Origin of the sequence: Cytobacillus purgationiresistens (assembly GCF_030813235.1) — a bacterium.
GTDB lineage: Bacteria > Bacillota > Bacilli > Bacillales > Cytobacillaceae > Cytobacillus > Cytobacillus purgationiresistens.
Genome location: NZ_JAUSUB010000021.1, coordinates 87,490 through 96,595 on the forward strand (window position 1 = coordinate 87,490; position 9,106 = coordinate 96,595).

The 9,106-nt window shown below is 35.9% G+C and carries 11 protein-coding genes; 6 read left to right on the plus strand and 5 right to left on the minus strand.

From position 1 onward, the window contains the following. Positions 1–1,261: 1,261 nt before the first annotated feature. Both ytkD and J2S17_RS20115 read right to left on the minus strand, forming a co-directional pair. Positions 1,262–1,747, minus strand: coding sequence for an RNA deprotection pyrophosphohydrolase (ytkD, locus tag J2S17_RS20110; protein WP_307477553.1), 486 nt, complete (start codon positions 1,745–1,747; stop codon positions 1,262–1,264). 79 nt (positions 1,748–1,826) lie between these two features. Beyond that, a complete protein-coding gene (locus J2S17_RS20115; protein ID WP_307477554.1) occupies positions 1,827–2,147 on the minus strand; it encodes a hydrolase in 321 nt (106 codons plus the stop codon). A 146-nt stretch (positions 2,148–2,293) separates the two neighbouring features. On the opposite strand from J2S17_RS20115, the gene J2S17_RS20120 reads away from it, so the two are divergent. After that, positions 2,294–2,530 (plus strand): DUF6154 family protein, encoded by a 237-nt coding sequence (locus J2S17_RS20120; RefSeq protein ID WP_307477555.1) that lies wholly within the window; start codon positions 2,294–2,296, stop codon positions 2,528–2,530. Positions 2,531–2,869: 339 nt separating this feature from the next. Here the strand turns inward: J2S17_RS20120 and J2S17_RS20125 are convergent, their stop codons facing one another. Next, entirely contained in the window at positions 2,870–3,307 is a 438-nt protein-coding gene (locus J2S17_RS20125; protein WP_307477556.1) for a Dps family protein, read from the minus strand. 150 nt (positions 3,308–3,457) lie between these two features. On the opposite strand from J2S17_RS20125, the gene ytzI reads away from it, so the two are divergent. Both ytzI and cls read left to right on the plus strand, forming a co-directional pair. Beyond that, entirely contained in the window at positions 3,458–3,646 is a 189-nt protein-coding gene (gene ytzI / locus J2S17_RS20130; RefSeq protein ID WP_307477557.1) for a YtzI protein, read from the plus strand. A 26-nt stretch (positions 3,647–3,672) separates the two neighbouring features. Next, complete coding sequence (gene cls, locus J2S17_RS20135) at positions 3,673–5,124, plus strand: cardiolipin synthase (RefSeq protein ID WP_307477567.1); 1,452 nt, start codon at positions 3,673–3,675, stop codon at positions 5,122–5,124. Positions 5,125–5,204: 80 nt separating this feature from the next. On the opposite strand, the gene J2S17_RS20140 is transcribed toward cls, so the two are convergent. Beyond that, positions 5,205–5,678 (minus strand): S-ribosylhomocysteine lyase, encoded by a 474-nt coding sequence (locus J2S17_RS20140; protein ID WP_307477558.1) that lies wholly within the window; start codon positions 5,676–5,678, stop codon positions 5,205–5,207. Between the two features lie 156 nt (positions 5,679–5,834). On the opposite strand from J2S17_RS20140, the gene yidD reads away from it, so the two are divergent. Continuing rightward, a complete protein-coding gene (yidD, locus tag J2S17_RS20145) occupies positions 5,835–6,074 on the plus strand; it encodes a membrane protein insertion efficiency factor YidD (protein ID WP_307477559.1) in 240 nt (79 codons plus the stop codon). Here yidD and J2S17_RS20150 read toward each other — a convergent pair. Next, complete coding sequence (locus J2S17_RS20150) at positions 6,071–6,631, minus strand: beta-class carbonic anhydrase (protein WP_307477560.1); 561 nt, start codon at positions 6,629–6,631, stop codon at positions 6,071–6,073. The two genes, yidD and J2S17_RS20150, sit on opposite strands and share 4 nt — an antisense overlap. A 345-nt stretch (positions 6,632–6,976) precedes the next feature. Between J2S17_RS20150 and J2S17_RS20155 the strand changes: the two genes are divergently transcribed. Together J2S17_RS20155 and J2S17_RS20160 are read left to right on the plus strand one after the other, a co-directional pair. After that, positions 6,977–7,954 carry a metal ABC transporter solute-binding protein, Zn/Mn family gene (locus J2S17_RS20155; RefSeq protein WP_307477561.1) on the plus strand — a complete coding sequence of 326 codons (978 nt, stop codon included), beginning with the start codon at positions 6,977–6,979 and terminating at the stop codon, positions 7,952–7,954. 131 nt (positions 7,955–8,085) lie between these two features. Then, positions 8,086–8,238, plus strand: coding sequence for a DUF1540 domain-containing protein (locus tag J2S17_RS20160; protein ID WP_307477568.1), 153 nt, complete (start codon positions 8,086–8,088; stop codon positions 8,236–8,238). Positions 8,239–9,106: the final 868 nt, after the last annotated feature.

Below are 9,106 nucleotides of genomic sequence, written 5' to 3' on the forward strand. Positions count from 1 at the left end.
GTGGAGCTGATTGTTTTTAGGGCAACATTTTGAAAATGATGAGTTGAGTTTATGTTGGTTATTTTCGAGTTATTTGTGAAGAGGTTTTGGTTTAGAGGCCAACAATGTGATGCGAGGAAAATTTTTTCGCTAATTTTCTTTTTTAAGCTAAAAATCGTCTTTCTGCGATGAGATTTTTACTCAATATTTAGTCTACAAACCGACAATGGTGATGTGATGTGACGATACTATATCGACGACTTTTTGAATATATCAGCGATAATCTCATTTTATCGCCGATTTTTTTGTTTTATCGTCGATTTTTTCATTTTATCGCCCAATTTTATTTTCAAGCTGAATATCGTCTTTCTCAATGAGATTTTTACTCAATATTTAGTCTGCAAACCGACAATGGTGATGTGATGTGACGATACTATATCGACGACTTTTTGAATATATCAGCAATAATCTTGTTTTATCGACGTTTTTTCTTGGTTTATCGTCGATTTTTTCATTTTATCGCCCAATTTTTTTTTTCAAGCTGAATATCGTCTTTCAGCAATGAGATTTTTTTTCAATTTTTAAGCTAAATACACATAAAGGTGATGTGACGATACTATATCGACGACTTTTTGAATATATCAGCGATAATCTCATTTTATCGTCGATTTTTTCATTTTATCGCCCAATTTTTTTTCAAGCTGAAAATCGTCTTTCGCAATGAGATTTTTTTTTCAATTTTTAAGCTAAAAACACATAAAGGTGATGTGACGATACTATTTCGACGACTTTTTGAATATATCAGCGATAATCTCATTTTATCGCCGATTTTTTTGGTTTATCGTCGATTTTTTCATTTTATATCCCAATTTTATTTTCAAGCTGAAAATCGTCTTTCAGCAATGAGATTTTTTTTCGATTTTTAAGCTAAAAACACATAAAGGTGATGTGACGAAACTATTTCGACGATTTTTTGAATATATCAGCAATAATCTCATTTTATCGCCGATTTTTTTGGTTTATCGTCGATTTTTTCATTTTATCGCCCAATTTTATTTTCAAGCTGAAAATCGTCTTTCAGCAATGAGATTTTTTTTCGATTTTTAAGTTAAATACACATAAAGGTGATGTGACGATACTATATCGACGATTTTTTGAATATATCAGCGATAATCTCATTTTATCGCCGTTTTTTTTTTAGCTGAAATATCGCCTTCCGGTACGGAGAAATCTCATTAAAAAAGCAGAGCCAGTCGCTATATGCGATTGAGTCTGCCAGTTTTCAATTATGCTGCTTATTCTCATTTTGTATAAATCGTTGAACACTTTTCTCAACAACCTTATCTTTCATGATAAAGCTATATTCATCTTTAAAGCGTTCCGACAAAAGGTCCCCTTTAATTAAAACAGGTCCCGTGGTTTCAAAGTAATGGTTTCTGGTTTCTATCCTACTCACTTCACCTGCATAAATGGCTTTTACGAATCGATCTGCTTCTTTAGATACTTCGTACTCGCCAAGCCATTCCAATCGGTTGAGCAGGGCACCAGTTTCCTCTAATACTTCCCGTGCAGCTGCTTGCTCTAATGTTTCACCAGGTTCAAGCTTCCCCCCCGGAAATTCAAGTCCCCGTTTTTTATGATTGGTTAATAGCCAATGTTTTTCCGTTCTGCATATGACAAGAACATGCTTAGGCTCCATCTTAAATATATCTTTTTCAAAAGATAGTCGGACAATCGCTCCGTTCTCATCCATAAAAGTTTCCATCATTATCCTCGCTCATTGATCCTTCGTTTTTTTCTCATTATATATCGTTTATCTGCGAAAACCAATGAATATCAATAGCCTTTTAATTTTCTGTTGGCAAAATGCCCATACTTTCGATATGCTGTTTCGCTTCTTGGTCACCTAGACGATGGATGACGCTATAGACCTTGGATAGACCATCATCATATTTATCATTTTGTCTGTCAAAATGGTACTGCAAATAAGGAACATGGGCTCTGAAGAAGCTTTCCCATTCTGTTGAATAATTTTGATCAAATATCTCTCTCAATTCAATAATCTCATCGTCTGTTGCGTCAATTTTGAAATCCCATGAAGAAGAAGTGGAGCTTTGTGAAATCTCTCCATCAGCAATTGCGATATAATATGTTTTTTTCTCAGCCATATTTGTCATCCCCTTTATACTTCTTAAGTATCGTTTCCCACATTTTTAAGTAATTTATACGAAATCACGATCAATAAAATTAAGTTTACATATACTATCGTTAAATTAAGTGCTTAAAGAAATTTGAAAGGAGCTAGAGAGATATTATGAAAATTATTGATGAACTTTATGATTATTACCGCAACAAACTAACTGGAGACGAAGAAGATATAGATATGCTTGCCTTTGCATTTTTAGAGGAAATGAGCAGAGAAGATCTTCTAGAGTTAATCAATGAACTTGATAATCAAGAGCTAAATAATTTAATGGGGATTTATTTAATTGAAACACTTAAAGGGAAATTTGCTAGTGCTGAATTTACACAAGGACAAAATTATCACTAAGAAAAGCTGCAGAGACTCTCTTTTTCAATGATACATAAACTTTAGAGCCTTCTCTGTTTAAAAATGCCATGTCACAATCCATCATCCATCATTTTATTATTAAAAAATGCGTCCTTATTAGATTGGGACGTATTCTTGCAATGATTGAACTATTTAGAAAAAGAGTGGGATGGGATATCCGAAGGTTACCGCTCGCTTTCCGCGGGGAGAGCGTCGCTAATTCCTGTAGGGTCACGCCAATCTCGCTTCTCAAATCCACTGAAGTTTGTTTATTTTTACTTTTGTCGACATAATAAAATGCGTCCCTTTTAGATTGGGACGCATTTTATTGCCATTTTATTAATCCAAGAATGCCTTAAACATCCAAGTATGTTTTTTCAGGCTTTGTTTGACAGCAATAAGCATGTCTCCAGTTCCTTCATCGTTCGCCTCAGATGCAAGTTCAATACCTTCCTGCAGCTCGTCTAACATTTTTTCAAAGTCATTACAAACGGATTGAACCATGTCTCTTTCATTTTCTTTTCCTGTCGCTTCTTCGATTGAAGCTGTCTCTAAACAATCCTTCATCGTGGCCACAGGGTTTCCGCCAAGGGCTAAAATTCTTTCAGCAAGCTCATCTACATGATCATTTGCTTCATTGTACAGCTCTTCAAATTTTTCGTGTAGTGTAAAGAAGTTACTTCCTTTCACATACCAATGGTAATTATGTAACTTCACATATAAAACGGTCCAGTTTGCCACTTGTCTATTAACTGATTGTATTAATTTATCATTCATATCGTATCACCCTCCACTTATAATATACCCACTTACCTTATCAATAAAACTAGATTACTCTGTTTTTTCTATAAGGATAGCTGGAGAGATTTTAGTTCAGATTAAACCGTATAAATGTTAGAATATCTAATGTAAAGGGGGTAAGAACAAATGACCTACATCATTGTGATTATATTATCAATTATTATTGTATTTACTGTTTTAATTTTAAGTGTATTAACAACCTCAAAAGCATATACTTTTAAACATACCATCGACCCTATTGATAATACTGGTGACCAACCACATAACATAGAAGCGCAGGAAAAAACTAAAACAGATACCAGCAAAGAAAATTGATTTTTGGAGAGGAACTGGCAATAAAAATGGATTATTACTCCATATTTATCGGACTCATTTTCATTCTAAATATTTTACTTGCCCTCGTTGTTATCTTTTTGGAACGACGAGATGCAGCTTCTACGTGGGCTTGGCTTTTAGTGCTATTTTTCATTCCATTGCTTGGCTTTATCATTTACCTCTTATTCGGGCTAAACTTCCCTAAGAAAAGTAAAATGTTTCAATGGGAAGATCGCAAAAAAATCGGAATTGATGAAATGCTTTCTTTGCAAATTTCAGCCCTCCATAACAGAAACCTTCCTATGGAAAATGATGAAGCAAAAGCCAATCATGATTTAATTCATATGCATCTTGTCCACAATGATGCCGTTTTGACACAGGATAATTCCATGCAGATTTTCAAGGATGGACAAGATAAATTTAATGCGTTATTCAAAGATATTGAGGAAGCTAAAGATCATATTCACCTACAGTATTATATATTTAAACGGGACAATCTAGGCAAAAGGCTTGTTGAGTTATTAAATAAAAAAGCTCGAGAAGGAGTAAAGGTCAGGGTTTTATACGATGATCTTGGTTCACGGAGCATGACAAAGAGGTTCTTTAAGAAACTTCGGGAAGCTGGCGGAGAAGTAGAAGCATTTTTCCCATCCCGATTTCATTTTATCAATTTGCGGCTAAACTTCCGAAATCACCGTAAGCTGGCCATTATCGATGGGAAACTTGGCTATGTGGGGGGATTTAATATCGGGGATGAATATCTCGGTTTAAATAAAAAGTTTGGCTACTGGCGAGACACTCACCTTAGAATTGAAGGCAGCGCCGTATACGCTATCCAGACCCGTTTTATTCTGGATTGGAATCAAGCCTCCCATCGTAATGATATTCATTACGTGCCTGAGCATTATCCGCCTATCCAGACTGATGGACATATTCCTATACAAGTGGTTACCAGCGGACCAGACAATGAATTAGAGCATATAAAAAATGGCTACATTAAAATGATTTCATCTGCAAAAGAGTCCATCCTGATACAAACTCCTTACTTTATACCTGATGCGAGCCTATTAGATGCTTTAAGAATTGCTGCATTATCAAGCGTTGAAGTAAAAATCATGATACCGAATAAACCTGACCATATGTTTGTTTATTGGGCAACTTACTCTTATATAGGTGAATTATTAAAAACTGGGGCTAAAGTTTTCATTTACGATAACGGATTTATTCATGCCAAATCGATTGTTATTGATGAAAAGATTTCATCTGTTGGTACGGCAAATATTGATGTTCGCAGCTTTAGACTTAACTTTGAAGTAAACGCCTTTATTTACGATGAGAAAATCTCCAACTCCTTAGCAGCTGATTTTTATAATGACCTTAAGGTATCACGCCCATTAACACTCGAAGAATACAATCATAGATCACTCTGGATTCGCTTTAAAGAATCTATCTCCCGGCTGCTTTCGCCTATTCTATAGTTGTCTCCTCACTCATTCTATTCGAGGTCATACTTGCCTATCTGTATATAAAAAAAAGGGACTGAAATCAGTCCCTTTTTTTATGCAAATACTTGTTTTAGTTCTTCTTTTGTTTGTTTTAACCAAAAATTCATTAGCTTTTTAGCACCTTCAAGATCATGAAGCTTAGCCTGACCACATTGTTTTTCGTTGGCAGCAGGAATTTCTACAATCTCCACTGCATCTTTCATGGTTGCTTCCAATAAATCAATAATTTCTTCAACCGTTGGCTCACCACTTACAACTAGATAATATCCTGTTTGGCAGCCCATTGGTGAAATGTCAATGATATCAAAGTGATCATACTTTTCTGAATGCGTACGGATATTAAAAGCTAGCAAATGCTCTAATGTATGAATTGCATCTGGCTTCATTGCTTGTTTATTTGGCTGGCAAAAACGAATATCGAACTTATTCACTAACCCGTCTGTACCTACTTTATGAACGCCACAATGTCTCACATATGGAGCTTTTACGGCATTATGGTCTAATTCAAAGCTTTCTACTGATGGCATGAAAACCACTCCTTTTTACAACATTAATTTCATTATACATTAAATTCCGAGTAATTTCATCAACTTAATCTACGTATCACATTTTGGACTAATAACCTATTATATGATATGTTTTAGCAAAAAGGCTCCGTTTTACTAAAAAGGATGAAATAAATTATGATGAAAAAAGCAATCATTGGCATATTTAGATTATACCAAATTGTCATCTCTCCAATTAAACCGCCAACCTGCAGATTCTATCCCACATGCTCTCATTATGGGATCGAGTCTGTCAAAAGATTCGGTGCGCTAAGGGGAGGATGGCTTACAATCAAACGAATTTTAAAATGTCATCCCTTCCATCCAGGCGGCGTTGATTTAGTACCTGAAGAATGGCCAAATAAAAAGAATGATTAAGCCTGATAGCCATCAACAACTAAATCTAACTTTCCGGTACTAGGGTCTATTACTAATCCATGTACTGGGACATCGGGTGTTAATGGATGGTTCTTCACCATTTTCACACTATGTGCAACACTATCTTCCACCTTATCAAAGCCTTCCAGCCATTTCTGAACGTCTATTCCAGAGTAAGAAAGAGTATCTAGCGTTTCGCTTGAAATACCTCTTTCTTTCATGCTGTCAATCATCGTATCAGCACTCATTCCGCTCATGCCGCAGTCATGATGTCCAATCACTAAAACCTCATCGGCCTTCAATTGATAAATGGCCACCAATATGCTCCTCATGATACTCCCAAATGGATGACTTACTAATGCACCTGCTGTTTTTACAATTTTCACATCACCATTTTTAATATTTAAGGCTTTAGGAAGAAGCTCAACTAGGCGAGTGTCCATACATGTTAAAATGACCATTCGTTTATTTGGATACTTCGTTGTTGCAAAATCCCGATATTTTTCCTCATCAACAAACTGTTTATTATATACCATCATTTCTTGTAATAGACTCATGTTTCTCATCTCCATAGCGTATAGTATTATGTCTTGAGTTGTTTTTTGATAATTTAACTGCTCCCCTGACTCCAGGCTCAATATTAATTCCTACCTTCGATAATAAACGTTAAAACGATCCTTTCATACTGGAAACAAATACATCCTTATTCCATGATACAAAATAGTGCCCAAGCAGACAAATTTTTATACTTGCATTTTTCATTTAGATTTTGTAAGATTACATATGTGAAATCGGAATGATTACGGATTACTTCTATACAACATAAATCGTAATAAATACGATTTGAAGCCATATCATCTACTTATCGTTCACAAAGAGACAGATTTCGAGAGGAGAAAACCATGAAAAAATTATCTTTACTATTGATTCCCTTTGTACTGCTATTAGCAGCCTGTTCAAGTCCTACTGCTGAAGAACAAAAGACAGAGGGGAAATTGACGCTCTATACAACCGTCTATCCTTTACAATACTTTGCAGAAAGAATTGGCGGAGAACTGGTTGAAACAAAAACCATTTACCCTCCAGGCGCTGACGAACATACTTATGAGCCTTCACAGAAGGATATGATTGAAATTGCTGATGCAGACTTATTTATTTACCTTGGCCTAGGGCTTGAAGGCTTTGTAGATAAAGCAAAGGGCACATTAAAAAATGAAAAGGTAACAATGATTCCTGCAGGTGAAAATATTCACCTTAATGAAGAAGCGCATAACGACCATGACAATCATGATGAGGCGCACGAAGAAGAGGATGAACATCATGGACATGAACACGGGGATGATGGGCACAATCATGGCGACGTCGACCCTCATGTATGGGTAGACCCGCTATATGCGAAAGAACTGGCTACATCTATCAAAAATTCTTTAATTGAAGCCATGCCTGAAGAAGAAGCAGTCTTCACTGCCAATTTTGATAAACTAGCCGCAGAACTAGAGCAGCTTGATAAAGAATTTGCTGCGACTGTAAACCAGGCAGACGACAAAAAGTTCATCGTTTCTCACGCTGCTTTTGGCTATTGGGAAAACCGTTATGACCTTGAACAGATCAGTATATCCGGCCTTAATACATCAAGTGAGCCTTCACAAAAAGAGCTGCAAACAATAATTAATGATGCAAAAGAATATAACTTGAATTATATTTTCTTCGAGCAGAATGTCAGCTCAAAACTAACAGAGATTATTCAAAAAGAAATTGGTGCAGAACCCCTTTCCATTCATAATCTTGCTGTCTTAACAGAACACGATTTAAAAAATGGTGAAACCTATTTTACTTTAATGGAAAAAAATATTAAAAATCTAGATAAAGCGCTGAATTAAACAAAAAGAAAGAATCTCCTTGCATTAGGAGGTTTTTTCTTTTGCTCCTACATATGCCATTCATGAGTTGCGGTTGTCTGGAGAAACTAAAGAAGGTGACATTCACCACTATACAAAAGGACGTGAGAGTAATGGCAAAGGACGTACTATGCGAAGTAAATAACTGTACATTTTGGGAATCTGGAAATAGATGTAATGCAACTCAGATTTATGTAGTCAGTCATAAAGGTGATACTGCCAAAACAAGCAAAGAAACTGACTGCCAAACATTTGAACGTCAATAAATAAAAAAGCGGAAGCGCTTTGCTCACCGCCGACCAAGCATAAGTCGAGACTCACTGAAAGGTGGTCTTTGGCTTATGACCTCGAGGGGATAGGCGCTGAAGCTAGACACTAATTGGAAAATCTATTTCTTTAATAGAAGAAAATGGCTGTCCCCTGCGGACAGTCATTCTTTTTTTAGATTAGTAAGCGTCAAACTTTCTCCATCTCGTTCCTTTGCTGAGGTTAAATTGTCTGCGGAGAATATGGCTGATTCTACTCTCTCTACTCTGATTTTCTTTATTTGGAGAATGCGCCTCACTCTTCTTTTTCTAATCTGATTTTCTTATTTTGTGCGGTGAATATGCCTCATTCTTCTCTATTTGATCTGATTTTCTTATTTTGCGAGGAGAATCCGCTTCATTCTTCTCTATCTGATCTGATTTTCTTATTTTGTGCGGTGAATATGCCTCATTCTTCTCTATCTGATCTGATTTTCTTATTTTGTGCGGAGAATCCGCCTCATTCTTCTCTATCTGATCTGATTTTCTTATTTTGTGCGGAGAATACGCCTCATTCTTCTCTATCTGATCTGATTTTCTTATTTTGTGCGGAGAATACGCCTCATTCTTCTCTCTCTGTTCTGATTTTCTTATTTTGAGCGGTGAATATGCCTCATTCTTCTCTATCTGATCTGATTTTCTTATTTTGTGCGGAGAATACGCCTCATTCTTCTCTCTCTGATCTGATTTTCTTATTTTGTGCGGTGAATATGCCTCATTCTTCTCTCTCTAAACTGATTTTCTTATTTTGTGCGGAGAATACGCCTCATTCTTCTCTCTCTGTTCTGATTTTCTTATTTTGAGCGGTGAATATGCCTCATTCTTCTCT